Genomic DNA, 255 nt, shown 5'->3' with positions numbered 1-255 from the left:
GACCTACTCTCACATGGGGAAACCCCACACTACCATCGGCGATGCATCGTTTCACTACTGAGTTCGGGATGGGATCAGGTGGTTCCAATGCTCTATGGTCGTCAAGAAATTCGGGTACTGAGTCGTGACCAGTTGGCCTCGCTTCAGCAAATTGGGTATGTGACAGCTTTCGGTGTTTTGTGAACATCGAACTTTCGGTTCGTTGCGTCTTCACACACCGCAATCTGATGCTTCTACTTGTTTCCAAGTCAGGAG

Annotated in this window: 1 rRNA gene; it reads right to left on the bottom strand. The window is 49.8% G+C overall.

Features of this window, described 5'->3' with window-relative positions:
- A 5S ribosomal RNA gene (rrf, locus tag AB1462_RS32560) occupies positions 1-106 on the bottom strand; the annotation flags it as partial.
- Between the last annotated feature and the right edge of the window lie 149 nt (positions 107-255).

This window comes from Pseudomonas sp. SB113 (assembly GCF_040754745.1).
GTDB lineage: Bacteria > Pseudomonadota > Gammaproteobacteria > Pseudomonadales > Pseudomonadaceae > Aquipseudomonas > Aquipseudomonas grimontii.
Note: the sequence above shows the minus strand (reverse complement) of the source record. Positions and strands in the feature narration are given on the sequence as shown.